The organism is Sphingopyxis sp., from assembly GCF_041916015.1.
Taxonomy (GTDB): Bacteria; Pseudomonadota; Alphaproteobacteria; order Sphingomonadales; family Sphingomonadaceae; genus Sphingopyxis.
In genome coordinates, this window is record NZ_JAYSAH010000049.1 from 155884 (window position 1) to 171073 (window position 15190).

Annotated in this window: 17 protein-coding genes; 9 read left to right on the forward strand and 8 right to left on the reverse strand. The window is 65.8% G+C overall.

Annotated features, from left to right (window positions below):
• Positions 1-14: 14 nt before the first annotated feature.
• Positions 15-935 (reverse strand): alpha/beta hydrolase, encoded by a 921-nt coding sequence (locus ACE3SL_RS07455; protein ID WP_374525114.1) that lies wholly within the window; start codon positions 933-935, stop codon positions 15-17.
• Positions 936-1072: 137 nt separating this feature from the next.
• On the opposite strand from ACE3SL_RS07455, the gene ACE3SL_RS07460 reads away from it, so the two are divergent.
• Complete coding sequence (locus ACE3SL_RS07460; RefSeq protein WP_374525115.1) at positions 1073-2362, forward strand: adenylosuccinate synthase; 1290 nt, start codon at positions 1073-1075, stop codon at positions 2360-2362.
• Between the two features lie 46 nt (positions 2363-2408).
• Positions 2409-3014: a hypothetical protein gene (locus ACE3SL_RS07465; RefSeq protein WP_374525116.1), complete on the forward strand. Its 606-nt coding sequence runs from the start codon at positions 2409-2411 to the stop codon at positions 3012-3014.
• On the opposite strand, the gene ACE3SL_RS07470 is transcribed toward ACE3SL_RS07465, so the two are convergent.
• A complete protein-coding gene (locus ACE3SL_RS07470; RefSeq protein ID WP_374525117.1) occupies positions 3011-3898 on the reverse strand; it encodes a haloalkane dehalogenase in 888 nt (295 codons plus the stop codon). The two genes, ACE3SL_RS07465 and ACE3SL_RS07470, sit on opposite strands and share 4 nt — an antisense overlap.
• An 81-nt stretch (positions 3899-3979) precedes the next feature.
• Here ACE3SL_RS07470 and ACE3SL_RS07475 point away from each other — a divergent pair, with 81 nt between their 5' ends.
• Positions 3980-4477 (forward strand): murein L,D-transpeptidase family protein, encoded by a 498-nt coding sequence (locus ACE3SL_RS07475; protein ID WP_374525118.1) that lies wholly within the window; start codon positions 3980-3982, stop codon positions 4475-4477.
• Positions 4478-4487: 10 nt separating this feature from the next.
• A complete protein-coding gene (locus ACE3SL_RS07480) occupies positions 4488-5078 on the forward strand; it encodes an NADPH-dependent FMN reductase (RefSeq protein ID WP_374525119.1) in 591 nt (196 codons plus the stop codon).
• Here ACE3SL_RS07480 and ACE3SL_RS07485 read toward each other — a convergent pair.
• The 4 genes from ACE3SL_RS07485 to ACE3SL_RS07500 form a co-directional block, all read right to left on the reverse strand.
• On the reverse strand, positions 5075-6382 hold the full coding sequence (locus ACE3SL_RS07485; RefSeq protein WP_374525120.1) for a spinster family MFS transporter: 1308 nt from the start codon (positions 6380-6382) through the stop codon (positions 5075-5077). The genes ACE3SL_RS07480 and ACE3SL_RS07485 overlap by 4 nt on opposite strands.
• Positions 6383-6567: 185 nt before the next feature.
• Positions 6568-7065 (reverse strand): DUF2721 domain-containing protein, encoded by a 498-nt coding sequence (locus ACE3SL_RS07490; protein ID WP_374525121.1) that lies wholly within the window; start codon positions 7063-7065, stop codon positions 6568-6570.
• Positions 7065-7823: a caspase family protein gene (locus ACE3SL_RS07495; RefSeq protein ID WP_374525122.1), complete on the reverse strand. Its 759-nt coding sequence runs from the start codon at positions 7821-7823 to the stop codon at positions 7065-7067. Before ACE3SL_RS07495 ends, ACE3SL_RS07490 begins: the two co-directional genes overlap by 1 nt.
• Positions 7824-7845: 22 nt before the next feature.
• Complete coding sequence (locus tag ACE3SL_RS07500) at positions 7846-9060, reverse strand: LL-diaminopimelate aminotransferase (RefSeq protein WP_374525123.1); 1215 nt, start codon at positions 9058-9060, stop codon at positions 7846-7848.
• A 99-nt stretch (positions 9061-9159) separates the two neighbouring features.
• Here ACE3SL_RS07500 and ACE3SL_RS07505 point away from each other — a divergent pair, with 99 nt between their 5' ends.
• From ACE3SL_RS07505 to clpS, 3 genes are all read left to right on the forward strand, one after another.
• Positions 9160-10938, forward strand: coding sequence for a PHA/PHB synthase family protein (locus tag ACE3SL_RS07505; RefSeq protein ID WP_374525124.1), 1779 nt, complete (start codon positions 9160-9162; stop codon positions 10936-10938).
• 123 nt (positions 10939-11061) lie between these two features.
• The gene (locus tag ACE3SL_RS07510; RefSeq protein ID WP_374525125.1) at positions 11062-11799 is read left to right on the forward strand and encodes a phasin family protein; all 738 of its coding nucleotides are present in this window, start codon (positions 11062-11064) and stop codon (positions 11797-11799) included.
• 190 nt (positions 11800-11989) lie between these two features.
• A complete protein-coding gene (gene clpS / locus ACE3SL_RS07515) occupies positions 11990-12355 on the forward strand; it encodes an ATP-dependent Clp protease adapter ClpS (protein ID WP_374525178.1) in 366 nt (121 codons plus the stop codon).
• Here clpS and ACE3SL_RS07520 read toward each other — a convergent pair whose 3' ends face one another.
• Positions 12356-12847 carry a winged helix-turn-helix transcriptional regulator gene (locus ACE3SL_RS07520; protein ID WP_374525126.1) on the reverse strand — a complete coding sequence of 164 codons (492 nt, stop codon included), beginning with the start codon at positions 12845-12847 and terminating at the stop codon, positions 12356-12358. It lies immediately after the preceding gene.
• Between the two features lie 78 nt (positions 12848-12925).
• Here ACE3SL_RS07520 and ACE3SL_RS07525 point away from each other — a divergent pair, with 78 nt between their 5' ends.
• Together ACE3SL_RS07525 and ACE3SL_RS07530 are read left to right on the forward strand one after the other, a co-directional pair.
• Positions 12926-13657, forward strand: coding sequence for an SDR family oxidoreductase (locus ACE3SL_RS07525; RefSeq protein ID WP_374525127.1), 732 nt, complete (start codon positions 12926-12928; stop codon positions 13655-13657).
• Positions 13651-14253, forward strand: a complete 603-nt coding sequence (locus tag ACE3SL_RS07530) for a 2-hydroxychromene-2-carboxylate isomerase (protein ID WP_374525128.1) — start codon at positions 13651-13653, stop codon at positions 14251-14253. The genes ACE3SL_RS07525 and ACE3SL_RS07530 overlap by 7 nt, the downstream gene beginning before the upstream one ends.
• Here the strand turns inward: ACE3SL_RS07530 and ACE3SL_RS07535 are convergent.
• Positions 14229-15149, reverse strand: a complete 921-nt coding sequence (locus ACE3SL_RS07535; protein WP_374525129.1) for a DMT family transporter — start codon at positions 15147-15149, stop codon at positions 14229-14231. The two genes, ACE3SL_RS07530 and ACE3SL_RS07535, sit on opposite strands and share 25 nt — an antisense overlap.
• Positions 15150-15190 lie beyond the last annotated feature (41 nt).

Consider the following 15190-nt stretch of genomic DNA (forward strand, 5'->3'; position numbering starts at 1 on the left):
AGCCACCACCGTCTTCACCCAAGGACGCGCTTCAGCCAAGCATCGACGGTCGCTGTCGCGGCATAGGCCGGGTCGCCGAGCCGCCGGTTGATCTCGGCATGACCCTGCAGGCCCGTGCCCGGGAAGCTCTCGATCTCGGCCTTGGCCCCGGCCGCCTGTAGCGCCTTGCCCAGCGCTTCGGCCTGACGCACGCCATCGGGCCGCTGGACGTGGAGGAGCAGGAACTGCGGTGCGTTGGGCGCCGCGGCCTGCAAGGTCGGCGACAACGCCTTCTGCCGCACCGGGTCCGTCCCAAACGCCTGCGCATAGGTCGCCTGCATGATCGCCGGCCCGTCCTTCATCTGCGCCGGCACGTCATAGGCGGCACCATCAATAGGAATCACCCCCGCGATATCGGCGAAGGACAGCCCGGCACCGCGCAGATAGCGCTCGTCGGTCCCGACCAGCGCGACGAGATGCGCGCCCGCGCTATGCCCCATCAGCACGATCCGCCGCCGGTCGATACCGAGGCCGGACGCGCGATCGACCAGCGCCTTCACCGCCGCGGCGACATCGGCCGCCTGCTGCTCGACGGTCGCGCCCGGAACGAGGCGATAGTCGATCGACGCGAAGGCATAGCCCTCGGCCGGATAATGCCGCGGCTTGAACGAGCCGGACGCATTGTCCTTGCTGCCCCGCTTCCATCCGCCGCCGTGGACGAAGACGATCAGCGGCGCTGGCCCCTTTGCGTTCTGCGCGCGCCAGATGTCGAGCGTCTGCAACGCATCGCTGCCATAGGAAATCGTCTCGCCGCCCGGCGCCTTCGGCCTCGCTTCGCGTTCGGCAAGGCGCTCACGCAGCCGGTCGCGCATCGCCTCGCGGGCATTGCCCGGCGCGACCCCGCCTGCGATCAGCGCGCTCACCGCCATCAAACCGATCCAGCGTCTTTTTCCCATCGATCCTCTCCCTGGCATCAAGCTTCGCCGGTCTTGCCCGCAAATGTCGCAAAATCATCCCGCTCTGGGTTGCCTCTCCGGACAAATCCGCTAAGGCCGCGCCGGGCCGGAACGGCCGCACTCAGCAGGACAGCATCATGGCAAATGTCACCGTCATCGGGTCGCAATGGGGCGACGAGGGCAAGGGCAAGATCGTCGACTGGCTCGCAAGCCGCGCCGACGCGGTCGTCCGCTTCCAGGGCGGTCACAACGCCGGCCATACGCTCGTCGTCGGCGAACAGGTGTACAAGCTGTCGCTGCTTCCCTCGGGCATCGTCACCGGCACGCTGTCGATCATCGGCAATGGCGTCGTGCTCGACCCGTGGGCGCTCCGCGATGAAATGGCGAAGCTGCGCGGCCAAGGGGTCGAGATCAACGCCGAGAATTTCGCGATCGCCGACAATTGCCCGCTGATCCTGCCGTTCCACCGCGACCTCGACGCGCTGCGCGAAACCGCGGCGGGCGCGGGCAAGATCGGCACGACCGGGCGCGGCATCGGCCCGGCTTATGAAGACAAGGTCGGCCGCCGCGCGATCCGCGTCTGCGACCTTGCGCATCTCGACAAGCTCGATCCGCAGATCGACCGCCTGACCGCGCATCACGACGCGCTGCGCGCCGGTTTCGGCGAACCGCCGATCGACCGCGAGCGGCTGAAGGCCGACCTCGCCGAAATCGCGGATTTCGTGCTCGAATATGCCCAGCCCGTGTGGAAGCGCCTGAAGAAGGTCCGCAAGGCTGGCGCCCGCATCCTGTTCGAGGGCGCGCAGGGCGTGCTGCTCGACGTCGATCACGGCACCTATCCCTTCGTCACCAGCTCGAACACCGTCAGCGGCACTGCTGCGAGCGGTTCGGGCCTTGGCCCCTCGGCGGTCGGCTTCGTGCTCGGTATCGCCAAGGCGTACACGACCCGCGTCGGCAGCGGCCCCTTCCCGACCGAGCTCGAGGACGCGACCGGCCAGCGCCTCGGCGAACGCGGACACGAGTTCGGCACTGTCACCGGGCGCAAGCGCCGCTGCGGCTGGTTCGATGCGGTGCTGGTCCGCCAGAGCTGCGCGGTGTCGGGCGTCACCGGGATCGCGCTCACCAAGCTCGACGTGCTCGACGGGTTCGAGAAGGTGCGCATCTGTACGGGCTATCGCCTGCGCGGCAAGATCCTCGACTATTTCCCGAGCCACGCCGCCGATCAGGCCGAGGTCGAGCCGATCTACGAGGAGATGGACGGCTGGAGCGAATCGACCGCGGGCGCGCGCAGCTATGCCGACCTGCCCGCGCAGGCGATCAAATATATCCAGCGCGTGCAGGAACTGATCGAGACCCCGATCGCGCTCGTCTCGACGAGTCCCGAGCGCGAGGACACGATCCTGATCCGCGATCCGTTCAGCGACTAGGCGGCTCCCCCCTTCCCGCGCTATAGCAGCTTCGTGGGAGGGGCCGATGACGACCAAAAGAACCGGCGGCTGGGCCGAAGACGAACGCCTGCTCTTCGTGCTGATCGCCGCGCTGCTCGCGATGAGCGCGATCATCGTCGCGGTTGCCGGAACCGGCATCGACGGCACGCGCATGCTGATCCGCGCGACCGCGCGCAGTTCGCTGCTGCTCTTCCTCGCCGCCTTTACCGCCAGTTCGCTCGTGCGGCTGCGGCCAGCGCCAACGACGCGCTGGATGATCCGCAACCGGCGCTGGCTCGGCCTCGGCTTCGCCTTTTCGCACTTGCTCCATCTGATCGCGATCCTGTGGCTGTTCGGCGCTTATGGCGGTCAGACGCCCGCACCGCCGATGCGGACGATCATCGGCGGCGGCATCGCCTATGTCTTCATCCTGCTGCTGGCGGCGACGTCATGGAACGGTGCGGTCCGGGCGCTCGGCACGCAGAATTGGCATCGGCTCCATTGGATGGGAGTCTGGTATATCTGGCTGATCTTCATGGTCAGCTATGGCGGGCGGGCGGCAAACGACGCTTTTTACCTGCCGCCAGCGCTTCTGCTCGTTGGCTCCGCCACGCTGCGCTTCGCCGCGGCGCGGCGGCGGCTCCCTGCCTAGCGCCTGCCCGCCGCGACCGCGCGGATCGCAGCGACGAACCCTTCGGGGTCGTCCTCCTGGACGAAATGCCCGCCGTTCAGCGTGCGATGCTCCATGCCCGCGGTTCCGGGCACGCGGTCGAGGAACAGCGCATCGCCGCCACGCGTGATCGGATCGCCATCGGAGAAGCAGCAGAGGAACGGCTTGTCGAAGCGTTCGAGCGCTGCCCAGGCGCGCTTCTGGTCGGGTATCGCGACATCGTCGCCGAGCGGGACGAACGAAGGATAGACGCGCGCCGCGACTTTCGAGGCCTTTGTCGGAAAAGGCGCGTCATAGGCGGCGATTTCGGCCGCGCCCAGTTCGCGCTTCGTGCCCGCCTTGACGATTTTGCCGATTGGAAAGACCGGGCTGTAACGCGAGAAGGCGCGCCAGATCGCAAAGGCGCGCGGCGCCGGCTGACCTTCGGGAAGCCCGCCGTTCGAGAGGGCGACGCCGGCGAAGCGCTCCGGCATTTCGGCAACGAGCCGCAGACCGATCAGCGACCCCCAATCCTGACAGGCGAGGATCATGTTCCGAAGATCGAGCGCCTCGATCCATTGCCGCATCCAGCCAACCTGCGCGGCATAGCTGTAGTCGGCGCGATCGAGCGGCTTGTCCGAGCGTCCGAAGCCGATGAGGTCGGGTGCGACGACGCGAAAACCGGCGTCCGTCGCGGGGCCGATCATGTGGCGATAGAGATAGGACCAGGTCGGCTCGCCGTGCAGCATCAGCACCGGCTGCGCATCGGCCGCGCCCTCGTCGATATAATGGACGCGGAGGCCGCCCTCGACCTCGACATAATTCGGCGCATAGGGCCAGCCGGGCAGCCCCGCGAAACGCGCGTCCGGCGTGCGATAAATCCGCATCCTGCCCCCCCCCTCTTCCCGCGGGCAGATTAGCGCGCAAGCCCCGCTTGTCCATGCGCGACGATGGGGTAAGGTGCGAGGATGCGAGGCGCCGCCCTTCCCTTCCTGTTGCTGCTCACTGGCTGCGGAAGCGCGGACGCGCAGCCGCTACCCTCCGGGACGACGATCGACCGGTTGCTCGTCGACAAGAGCGAGCGCGTGCTGATCGGCTATGCGAAGGGCCGCGAGGTCATTCGCTATAAGAATATTCGCCTCGGCGACGCACCCGTGGGGCACAAAAGGTTCGAAGGCGACGAGAAGACGCCCGAGGGCGATTATCGCATCAGCGGCCGCAACCCCGGCAGCCGCTATCACCTCTCGCTCCGCATCTCCTATCCGAACGCCGCCGACCGCGCCTATGCCAAGGCGCGCGGGCGCCAGGCGGGAGGCGACATCTTCATCCACGGCCAGCCGAACGCCTGGGCGGGTCCGCCAATCGCGCGCGACTGGACCGACGGCTGCATCGCGCTGTCGAATGCCGAGATAAAGCAGCTGTGGGACGTGGTTCCCGACGGCACTCCGATCACCATCCGTCCCTGAAGGAGCAAATATGGCCCGCGACATCCTCGTCTTCTATGGCAGCTATCGCCGCGACCGGCAGGGCATCGAGCTTGCGCGCTGGATCGTCGAGGCGTTGCAAGCGCGCGGCGACGAAGCCGAGTTGATCGACGCCAAGGTCGTCGATCTGCCGATGCTCGACCGCCGGTTCAGCGACTATGCGGCAGGCGAAGCCCCGCCCGCGATGACCGAACTCGCCGAGCGGATCGCAGCCGCCGACGGCTTCGTCTTCGTGACCGGCGAATATAATGGCGGGCTGCAGCCGGGGCTCAAGAATCTCGTCGATCACTTCCTCGCGCAATATTATTGGCGCCCGGCCGCGATCGCCTCCTATTCGGCGGGTCCGTTCGCCGGCATCCGGTCGGCGACCGCATGGCGGACCACGCTCGGCGCGATGGGCATGGTTGTGACCTCGACCCCGCTCAGCCTCGCACGGATCGGTGGCGCCTTCGACGCTGACGGCCGACCGGCGGGCGAGGACGGCGGGCGGCTCGAAAAGGCCTTTCCGCGCTTCGCCGACGATCTTTGCTGGTGGATCGACGCCGCGCGCAAGCAGCGCGAAGAGCAGGCGCCGCCCTTCTAGCCCGACTTGAGCTCGGCCTTCAGCCGCAGGCTTGCCCGCCAGAAGAAGAAGGCCGGGACAAGCCCGAGCCATGCCGCGCCATAGAGGACGTAGCGCACGCTTTCCTGACCATAGGTCGGCGCGAGCTGGTCGGACAGCACACCGAACAGGAAAGGGCCGAGCCCGAGACCGATCAGATTCTGGCCGAACAGCATGATCGACGCCGCCACCGCGCGCGCCTGTGGCCGCACGAGCCCCTGCACGCATCCATAAGCAGGGCCGTAATAGGCATTGTTGACGACGCTCGGCACGACCAGCAGCGCCATCGCGACCAGCCAATGCTCCATATGATAGCCGAGGAACAGGATCGGCGCGACGATCGCCATGCCATAGGCGGGAAAGGTCAGGATATGCCGCTTGTCGCGCGTGCCGTATGTGTCGGCGATCCGGCCGCCGAGCCATGTGCCGAATGCCGCCGCCAGCCCCAGCACCACCGCCATCGACAGCCCCGCTTCGGTCGTCGAAAGCCCGTGGCTGCGGATAAAGAAGCTGATCGTCCACAGGCTCTTGCCATAGCCGAGGAAGGCGGTCACCGACGCGGCGATGAGAATATAGACGAAGGCGCGCGAGGCGAAGATTTCGCGCATCGCTTCGCGGGTCGAGAGCGGCGTCACGGCAGCTACGGCTTCGGCGGCGCGGCCATGCCGCGGCTCGCGCATGACGAACAGCACGACGAGCGCGAGCAACAGCCCCGGTGCGCCAACGAGCATCAGCGCCACTCGCCAGCCATAGAGGTCGTTGACGATCCCGCCGATGATCAGACCCAAAAGCGAGCCGATCGGCACGCCGAGACCATAGAAAGCGATTGCCGACGAGCGCTTTTCGGGCGCGACGCTGTCGGAGATCAGCGAATGCGCCGCGGGGGTACAGCCCGCTTCGCCGATGCCGACGCCGATGCGCGCGAAGAGCATCTGCGCGAAATTCTGCACAAGCCCGCACACCGCGGTCATCGCCGACCAGATCGCCAGCGCGAGGGCAATCAGGTGGACGCGGTTCGTTCCCGGCTTGTCGGCGTAGCGCGCGATTGGGATGCCGAGCAGCGCGTAGAAGACCGCGAAGGCCGGACCCGCGAGCAGGCCGAGTTCGGTATCGCTGAGCCCGAGGGCACCCTTGATCGGTTCGGCGAGAATATTGACGATCTGCCGGTCGAGGAAATTGAAGATATAGACGATCAGCAACAGCCACAGCATCGTCCGCGTGTGCGCCGCGGCGCTGTCCGATGGCGGCGACCCGATGCCGGCGGCAAGGGCTGGTTTATCCGTCATTTTTTCTCTCCCGGACGGCAAGGGTGCAGGCGAACATCTGCCCTGTCAACGCCTGCACGCTGCTCTGGAACGGGGTGGTCGCAATTGCCGCTACGGCTGCCGGGGCGAAAATTTCCCTTGCCGCCGCTGCCCGAGATTGCCGGCGGTTGCGGGCTATCCCTATGAGCAGGCGAGCCGCAAGCGCGTCACGCCGACCTATCGTGCCGCGATCGCGCCCTAGCGCCGGACTCTTTTTCTTCGAGTTCGAGCAATTCCATCGGCACGTGAATCGCGCGGACCGCGAGCCGGACCTCGACGAGAAACAGGATCAGCGACACGAGCAGCAGCAGCATGGCGGCCGCAAAGGCCCAGGACGCTGCGATCCCGAGGTTGATGCCGGTAAAGGCCTGCGTGAACAGCAGCGCGACCAGCAGGCAGACGACGATCCCGCACGCCACCGCGGAAAGGATCGAATTGTTGATAATCCGCATCCTGCGGTCGGCGATGCGCAGTTCGGCGACGATGCGGTCGTGCTCGATCCCCTCGGTCTCCGGCCAGCGCGCCATCAGGGTGCGCGACCGGTCGACGACGCGCGCGAGGCGACCGGCGATCACGTTAAGCAGGCTGCCGGTCGCGACCAGCAGAAACACCGGCGTGACCGACAGCTGGATCGTCTGGGCAATCGCTCCGGCATCGGGGGTCATCAGTGCTTCCCTGCCGGGGCGGAGCCGGCTTTCGCGGCAAAAGGATCGTTGCGGCATCCGCCGTAGAACAAGAGGTTGCGCCGCAGCGCGCGGCCCGCGCCCGCGATCTCGTCGAGCATGATCGCACGCGTCGGCAGCGCCGCAGCGCCGCTGCGAGCGGGGTAATCGCCGGGCAGCAGGGCAATGCGGCCGTCATGCTCGACGCCGTGCCCGGTCACGTAGATCAGCGAGGTGTCGGCATCGGCGGCCTGCCGGGAGTGGCGAGCCAGCGCGGCGCGCAGTTCGGCGGCGTCGAGCGCCACCACCATCTCGGTGGCGAAGCCGGCCGAGCGCAGCGCCCGCGAAATCCGCACCGCATCGAACGCGGCGCCCGGCAATGAGGGCAACTGGCTATCCAGCCGATATTCGGCAAAGACCGCGACCAGCGCGACGCGGCGTTCGCCGGGCGCGGCCGTTCCCAGCCGCCAGCTGTCATCGGCGAGCGCGCCGGCAACCGGATGGTGGTGTTCGTTGCCATAGGCCGTGGTGAGGTCGAGCAATCGCGGGAGCGCATCGCGAAATGCGGTCCGGCGGTCGCCGGCGACGGCGACCAAGGCCGACGCCAGCGGATTGCCGCCGAACGCATCGCGATCAATCGCTTCCTCGCCCGGCGCCACCGAGGTGATAACGACGGTCGGCGCGGCCTCGGCAGCCGCCACCGTCCCCGCCGCTGCCGACAGATGCGCGGCGAGGATCAGTCCGATGCGGCGCACGGCCATCGGCATCGCCGGCCGCGCGCCGTCAGCCGCCGGCGGCGACCGACGGGGTGTTCACGCCGTGCATCGCCAGGAATTTGCGGATGTTGCGCGCGGCCTGGCGGATGCGCTGCTCATTCTCGACCATCGCGATGCGGACATAGCCCTCGCCGTCTTCGCCATAGCCGACGCCCGGCGCGACGGCGACCTTGGCATGGGTCAGGAGCTGCTTCGAGAATTCGAGGCTACCCATCTCCTTGAGCGCCGGAGGCAGCGGCGCCCAGGCGAACATCGACGCGGGCGGGCTCGGAATGTCCCAGCCGGCGCGGCCGAAGCTTTCGACCATCACGTCGCGGCGCTTCTGATAAAGCTCGCGGTTCTTCGCGACGATGTCCTGCGGGCCGTTGAGCGCGGCGCAGGCCGCGGCCTGAATCGGCGTGAAGGCGCCATAATCGAGATAGGATTTGACGCGCGTCATCGCCGCGATCAGCCGTTTGTTGCCGACCGCGAAGCCCATGCGCCAGCCCGCCATCGAATAGGTCTTCGACATCGAGGTGAATTCGATCGCGACATCCTTCGCGCCCGGCACCTGCAGGATCGAAGGGGTCGGATTGCCGTCGTAATAAAGCTCCGAATAGGCAAGGTCGCTGAGGACCCAGACCTTGTTTTCCTTCGCCCACGCGACGAGCCGTTCGTAGAAGGCGAGATCGACCGCCTCGGCGGTCGGGTTCGACGGGTAATTGACGACCAGGATCGACGGGCGCGGCACGGTGAAAGCCATCGCGCGGTCGAGCGCGCGCCAGTAATTCTCGTCGGGTGTCGTCGGCACGCTGCGGATCGTCGCACCGGCGATGATGAAGCCGAAGGTGTGGATCGGATAGCTGGGGTTCGGCGCGAGCACGACATCGCCGGGGCCGGTGATCGCGGTCGCGAGGCTGGCGAGCCCTTCCTTCGACCCCATCGTCACGACGACCTCGGTCTCGGGGTCGAGTTCGACGTTGAAGCGGCGGCCGTAATAATTGGCCTGCGCGCGGCGGAGTCCCGGAATGCCCTTCGACTGCGAATAGCCGTGCGCATCGGGCTTCATCGCCACTTCGCAGAGCTTTTCGATCACATGCGCGGGCGGCGGCAGGTCGGGATTGCCCATCCCCAGATCGATGATGTCCTCGCCCGCGGCACGCGCGGCCGCTCGCATCGCATTCACTTCGGCGATGACATAGGGCGGCAGGCGCTTGATGCGGTAGAATTCATCCTCGGACATGGGAAACTAGAACAACTCCTTTTCGTAATTACCGGTTGACGCGAGCCGCGCCGCGGCCTGTTATAGGCATTATATCCGCACTGACCAGCAGGAACGAGCATGAGCGACACCGGCACGGACGACACGGCCCACACGCCAAATTCCTTCATGCCGTCGCCCGAAGATCTGCAGCATTGGACCAGCGTCGCGGGCCGTGCGCAGCAGATGATGCTTGATTATGCGATGGCGCAGGCGAACCCCGGCAACACCGCCGCTGCCAGCCTGTTCGACCCCGCAAGCTGGCTGCAGAACCCGACGACGCAGGCGTGGGCCGAACAATCGGCGAAGATGTGGGAACAGGGCGCCGCCTTCTGGACCTCGCTCACCGCATTGAAGCCGCCGTTCGCGCCCGCTGCCGAAGACGACGCGCCGAAGGACAAGCGCTTTGCCGACCCCGACTGGACCGCGAATCCCGTCTTCGCCCTGATCCGCCAGACCTACGGCCTGCTCGCCGACCAGTTACTGACGACGACGCGCCAGATGACCGGGCTCGACGAGCAAGCGCGCGCGAAGATGGAGTTCGCGGCAAAGAGCATGACCGAAGCGCTGTCGCCCTCGAATCTCGCGATCACCAATCCCGAGGTGATCAAGCGCGCGGTCGAAACGCGCGGCGAAAGCCTGCTCAAGGGTCTGAAGCATATGCTGACCGACCTCGCGCGCGGACAGCTCAGCCATGTCGATCCCGATGCGTTCGAGGTCGGGCGCAATATCGCGACGACGCCGGGCAAGGTAATCCACGAGACCGATCTCTACCAGCTCATCCAGTACGCACCGACGACGAAGGACGTCTTCACCGTCCCGCTCCTCATCTTCCCGCCGTGGATCAACCGCTTCTACATCCTCGACCTCAACCCCGCGAAGAGCTTCGTCGCCTGGGCGGTCGAACAGGGGCTGACCGTGTTCATGGTGTCGTGGAAGTCGGCCGACGCCTCGATGAGCGAAATCGTCTGGGACGATTATATCGCGGCGCAGGTCGACGCGATCGACACGGTGCGCGAGCTGCTGGACGTCCCCGCGGTCCACACGATCGGCTATTGCGTCGCGGGAACGACGCTGGCCGCGACGCTCGCGATGCTCGCGGCGCGCGGCGAGGCGGACAAGGTGAAGTCAGTGACCTTCTTCACCGCACAGGTCGATTTCGAACTGGCGGGCGACCTCAAGATGTTCGTCGATGACCAGTATCTCGCGCTGCTCCAGCAGCTTTCAGCGGGCGGCTTCCTCGACGGGCGCTATATGGCCGCGACCTTCAACAGCCTGCGCGGGCGCGACCTCATCTGGAATTATGTCGTCGGCAATTATCTGCTCGGAAAAGACTATCCGCCCTTCGATCTGCTCTACTGGAACGGCGACGTCACCAACCTGCCTGCGAAATGGCACCGGCAGTATCTGATCGATCTCTATCGCGATAACCGCCTGGTGATCCCGAACAGCCTGTCGGTGATGGGCACCCCGATCGACCTCAAGAAGATCAAGACCCCCGCCTATATCCAGGCCGGGCGCGAGGATCATATCGCGCCGCTCGCCAGCGTCTGGCGGCTGATGGACCATCTGGCGGGGCCGAAGACCTTCCTGCTCGCGGGCTCGGGCCATATCGCGGGCGTGGTCAATCCGCCTGCAGCGGGCAAATATCAGTATTGGACCGGCGACAATGACGCCGCGACGCTCGACGAGTTCGTCGCGAGCGCGACCGAGACCAGGGGAAGCTGGTGGCCGCACTGGATCGGCTGGGTCGCGGAGCAGGACGGCGCAAAAACCCCGGCGAAGGGCGCGCGCATTCCCGGAAAAGGCGGCAGAAAGGCGATCGAGGACGCCCCCGGCCGCTACGTCAAACAACGGTAATATCGGAGCTTTACACAAGCTTCGGGGCGGCGCTTCGAATATTTTTGTGCGCTGCACAATTTTTTCCTTGAAATCGCCAACCCGCTCCTATATTGTGCACTGCAACATAAAGGAGTTGTCCCGATGGCTACCAAGATGGATAGTGCCGAAAAGGCTTTCGAAGCCGCGACGCTGGAAACCGCCGCCAAGCCGGTGGCCGCTCCCGTCGCCCCCGCCGTTGCTGCCCCGGCAGCCGAGCCGGTCGCGGCGCCGGTGAAGACCAAGACTGTCGCGGCGAAGGCCAAGCCGGTCCAAAAGAAAGCCGCAAAGCCGGCAGCGAAGAAGGCCGCCCCCAAGAAGGCAGCCGCGAAGATCATTGCTCCCAAGACCAAGGCTCAGCCGAAGCCGGCCGCCCTCAGCAAAGGATTCAAGACCATGAACGACACCGTCAAGAAGTTCGCCGACGAAGCCAAGACCCGCGCCGAAGCGCTGACCGCCGACTTCCAGGAGCGCTCGAAGGACGCGCTCGCCAAGTCGAGCAAGTTCGCCGAGGAAGCCGTCGAATTCAACAAGGCGAACGTCGAAGCCTTCGTTGAAGCCGGCAAGATCGCGGCCAAGGGCCTCGAAACGCTCGGCCAGGAAGGCGTCGCCTTCGCTCGCAAGAGCTTTGAAGACACGTCGGCCGCGCTGAAGGGCTACACCGCCGTCAAGTCGCCGGCCGAATTCCTGAAGCTCTATGCCGAAAACAGCAAGAAGGCGTTCGACGCCGCTGTTGCGCAGACCTCGAAGACCAGCGAACTCGTCGTCAAGCTGACGAACGACAGCTTCGCGCCGATCTCGAACCGCGTTTCGGTCATCACCTCGAAGATGAAGGCAGCCTAAGGCTTTCAATCTTCCCGTTGGCGCGGGCTTCCCCCTCCTCTCCCCGTCCGCGCCGACATCCCAAGACCGCTCGCTTCCTCCCCGGAAGCGGGCGGTTCTTGTTTTTGCGAATCCCGCATGGCGAACAATCGGTAAAAATGCCGATGCTCGCCCTCTTGCGATTCCGCCCCGGCTTGCGATATTCCCGATGATGATGCTTCCCGCTTCGATCCCTCACGTCGTCCGCGCCATGGCGGGCAAGGATGAAGACGCTTCCGGTACGCCCGGCGTCGGCATCGCGACGCGCACGCGCGCGAAGCCCAAAAAGCCCTCGATGTACAAGGTGCTGCTGCTCAACGACGACTATACGCCGATGGAATTCGTCGTGATGGTGCTGCAGCGCTTCTTCAACATGGACATCGAACAGGCGACGCAGGTGATGCTGCACGTCCACCAGCAGGGCGTCGGCGTGTGCGGCGTCTTCAGCTACGAAGTCGCCGAAACCAAGGTCAATCAGGTGATGGACGCCGCGCGGCAGAACCAGCACCCGCTCCAATGCACGCTGGAAAAGGCGTAATCAGCCGGCCTTCATCGCCTGCTCGGCCTTGAGCGCGGCCGAAGGTTCCCCTTTCAGATCGCCATAGCCGAGCGGCTCGCCGCAGCCGGGACAGGTCGTTGCCATCCCGACGTCAGCACCGCAGGCGCGGTGGGTATAGCGCATCGCGGGCCCGCCGCCGGTCTCGCCCTCGCGATACGCCCATCGCTCGGCCCAGTTTCGCATCGCATACAGCACATCGAACAGGTCCTTGCCCTTCGCGGTGAGCCGATATTCGTGGCGTGGCGGCCGGTCCTGATAGGCATGGCGTTCGACCACCCCTTCCTTTTCCATCAGCTTGAGCCGCGCCGAGACGAGCTGCGGGCCGAGCCCGGTGCTCGCGGCAATCGCCTCGAACCGCCGCCGCCCGAAGAACAGATCGCGCAGGATCAGCAGCACCGCGCGGTCGCCGAGCAGTTCGGCCGACCGCCCGACGGGGCAGAAAGTGTCCGACAGATCGGCGCGCTTGGGCATTGTTCTACTCAACGGGAAAATTATCGCTTGTTACTATGTTTATCATAGTTACTATCGGCCGCAAGAGGAGAGTCGCCCATGCCCAATCCCGCAGCCGTCATCATCGGAGCCGGCGATGCCACCGGCGGCGCGATCGCGCGGGCTTTTGCCGCCGAAGGCCTCACCGCCTGCGTCAACCGGCGCGAACGTAACGCCGACGCGCTCGAAACGCTCGCGCAGTCGATCCGCGACGAAGGGCATCAGGCGCGAGCCTTTCCCGGCGATGCGCGTAGCGAGGAGGCGATGATCGCGCTGTTCGACCAGATCGAGGCCGAGGTCGGCCCGGTCGAGGTCGCGGTGTTCAACATCGGCGCGAACGTCAATTTTCCGATCACCGAAACCACCGTCCGCGTCTACACCAAGGTCTGGGAGATGGCCTGCCTCGGCGGCTTCCTGATGGGGCGCGAGGCGGCGAAACGCATGGCGCCGCGCGGCCGCGGCACGATCCTCTTCACGGGCGCGACCGCCAGCTTGCGCGGCGGATCGGGCTTCGCGGCCTTTTCGGGTGCAAAGGGCGCGCTGCGGATGCTTGCCCAGTCGATGGCGCGTGAACTGGGGCCGCAGGGCATCCACGTCGCGCACACGGTCATCGACGGCGCGATCGACACCGACTTCATCAAGGGCCGCCATCCCGATTTCGACAATGCGAAGGCGCAGGACCTGATCCTCAACCCCGATGCGATCGCGGCCAATTATGTGATGCTTCACAAGCAGCCCAAGAGCGCGTGGACGCACGAGCTCGACCTCCGTCCGTGGGGAGAAAAATGGTGACCAGGAGCCTCGAACTCATCTTCGATTTCGGCAGCCCCAATGCCTATCTGACACTGAAGGTATTGCCCGAACTGCTCGACCGCACCGGCGCCGATCTGGTCATCACGCCCTGCCTGCTTGGCGGCATCTTCAAGGCGACGGGCAACAAGGCGCCGATGGTGCAATATGCCGAGGCGCCCGCGAAGCTCGCTTATGAAAATCTCGAGATGCGGCGCTTCATCGAAAAGCACGGCCTTGCCAAATTCCGGCTCAACCCGCACTTTCCGGTCAACACGCTGCTCATCATGCGCGGCGCGATCGTCGCCGAGGATGAAGGCAATCTCGACGATTATGTCGATGCGGTGAACCGCGCGATGTGGGAAGAGGGGCTGAAGATGGACGATCCGGAGGTGGTCGCGACCTTCCTGTCGGCGAACGGCTTCGATGGGCCCGCCCTGCTCGCGCGAACACAGGAGCCCCACATCAAGGCGAAGCTCGCCGCCGATACCGAAGCCGCGGTCGCACGCGGGGTGTTCGGCATTCCGACCTTCTTCGTGGGAGACGAGATGTTCTTCGGCAAGGACCGGCTCGATCAGGTCGAGGCGGCGCTCGGCTGAGACTTTCCGGCAACCGCGATCCCCGCGACGATCAGCACCAGCCCCGCGACGTGGAACAGGCGCAGCTCCTCGCCGAGGAAGAGCATCGCCAATCCGGCCCCCATCAGGGGCATGACGTTCAGATATTGCCCGGTCGCCGCCGAGCCGATCAGTTCGACCCCGCGGTTGAAGAAGAGATAGGCGAGGAAAGACGGAAAGATCGACACATAAGCGATCGCCATCGCGCTTTCCGCCCCCGGCACGATCCGGCGCCCCGCCGCCAGCTCGAAGAGATAGACCGGCGCGATAACCGCAATGCCGATCATGATCGAAGCGGCGAGGAAACTCAGCGGATGGACGGTCGGCCGGCGCCGCAGCAGCACCGAATAGAGCGCCCAGAGCAGCACCGCGACGCCGATGATCGCATCGCCGATATTGAGCTGCATTGCGAGCAGAATGCCCGGATCGCCGCGCCCGATGATCGTCAGCACCCCGGCGAGCGATACGGCCACACCAGCGATCTGGCGGATGTTCGTCCGGTCATGCATCACCAGCGCCCCGACGATCAGGATCAGTGCGGGTTGCGCCGACTGGATCAGCATCGAATTGAGCGCGGTCGTGCTTTGCAGCCCGGTATAGAGCAAGGTGTTGAACGAACCGATCCCGAGCGCGCCGAGCAGCGCCACGGTCGGCCAGCGCGCTTTCAGTTCGGGCCAGTCGCGCCTCAAATGCGGCCAGGCCAACGGCAGCAGCAAGGCGAGCGCGATTACCCAGCGCCAGAAAGCCAGCGCCGCGGGCGGCACCAACTCGCGCGCCGCGCGCCCGACGATCGAATTGCCCGCCCAGAACAATGCGGTGAACGTCAGCAGCAGATAGGCCCGCGACCATAAAGCCCCGAGCGGGCTGGCCTGCTTCATTCTTCTCTCATCCCCATACCCATTCCCTTGCCAGTCCCGCG